We start from the raw sequence: 1,728 nt of genomic DNA on the forward strand, positions 1-1,728 counted from the left end.
CTAACAACGGTAACCGTTGCACAACCTATTAATTGTATAAATACAAGATCCAAATAAGCCCTTAAAAGGGCTTTTATTTTGTGGTATAGTTTAGCTGTAAACTAAAATTGAGAGGCTTATAAAGAAGTAAAATTCGTCGTAGGAGTACTTTTAGCACAAAACAGACACCCTGTATACTTGCTGTCCCACTTTTTGTGTGTTTTTCAATGAATTTCAGGTACTTTTTCAAGTTGTAGGCAATGGCAGCGAGCTGCATACATTTGTTGGCCTGTTTAATACCGATGGTATTTATTTTTCGTAAACCCATAAATTGGGTCAGTGTGCCAAACACGGGTTCTACCGTGCTTTGCCGTTTGGCTTTCATATACCGTCCCTGTGGACTGTTCACTCTTGCTATATTGCGTTCGTATTCTTCGCGGTAGGCTGTAATGTTTATGCGTTTCTCATAACTCTTTCCTATGCATTGCTGCTTTATTGGGCAGCCTTTACAATCGCTTCGTTTGGTAAAGTACTGATCTTTTAGGGTCCCTTTCTCCAACTTTTGTTTTCTGTAGGTTACTTTCTTGCCCTGAGGGCATAACCAATAGTTGCCTGCCTTGATATATGTAAATCCTGCCGGCCCTCCTTTGTAAGTACCATGGGGAGGGATAAAGCTCTTGATCTGCTTCTTTTCTAAAAAGGCATAGTTCTCACCACTGCTGTAACCCGTATCTGCTACACAGTTCTCCCATAATAGTCCTGAGTGCCACAACCGGCGTTGTACCCTTTTTACGATGTCGGGCAGTTGTTGGTTGTCTTTACCATCGGCATGATATGCTTTAATATCGGTTATCACATGATTGGAGGTGTCTACTGTTAATTGAGATAGGTAATTCAATTTCCTGGCCTTGCCTGGTTTTACACTAATACGGGCATCGGGGTCGGTAGGACTGTAATGGGTTTTGTTACTGGTATATCTAGCTCCTTTATTACCTGCTCCCGGTCGCTGATCCTGATCCTTTGCCCATTTATTGTTTCGGCTTTTTATGGCCTGTAATTCTTTATCACTAGCAGATAAGGTTTGCTGTTCTTTGTCTGCTTTATTCCCTTTGGCTTGACGTAGTGGTTTGTCTTTATCACGTTTACTAATGTGACGAATTTCTCGAAGATGCGTTTCTAAATCGGCTTCAGGGACTTTCAGTTCCAGGCTGTCCATCGAAGCATTGGCTTTTACCGGGGCGCTATCGATAGCCTGAGTATGGCCACTGACCATCCCGACCGATACACATAGTTCAAACACCTTGGTAAAGACCTCTTCAAACACAGCCTCAGGGAACAACTGACGGGTACGGCTGATGGTGGAATGCCACGGTAGCCCTTCATCGATATCATAACCCAAAAAGAACAGGATGTCCAAACGCATACTACAATGCGTTATGAGCTGACGGTCGCTGGTGATGTTTTCTAAATAACCAACCAGACATAGTTTAAAAAAGACTATCGGGTCGATGCTCTTTTGTCCGCTACTACCGTAATATCCTTTGGTAAGCGGGTATAGATAATCCAAGTCCAACACCTCTTTTAACCGGCGGTAGAAATTGTCTTTGGGTACGCGTTCACTTAATTGGAACTGGTTGAATAACTTCTCCTGATATTGTTTTTTGCCTTGCATAACTACAAGGTAAGCATCTAATGAGAGGAAAATATCAACCCTATGTCAATTTTTTGCTAACTTGTGCAACAGGCACA

At 42.4% G+C, this 1,728-nt stretch carries 1 protein-coding gene; it reads right to left on the minus strand.

The window, feature by feature from the left end:
- Positions 1-73: 73 nt before the first annotated feature.
- Complete coding sequence (locus PSF86_RS17725) at positions 74-1,651, minus strand: IS1182 family transposase (protein ID WP_277901429.1); 1,578 nt, start codon at positions 1,649-1,651, stop codon at positions 74-76.
- Between the last annotated feature and the right edge of the window lie 77 nt (positions 1,652-1,728).

This window comes from Galbibacter pacificus, from assembly GCF_029603165.1.
Lineage (GTDB): Bacteria > Bacteroidota > Bacteroidia > Flavobacteriales > Flavobacteriaceae > Galbibacter > Galbibacter pacificus.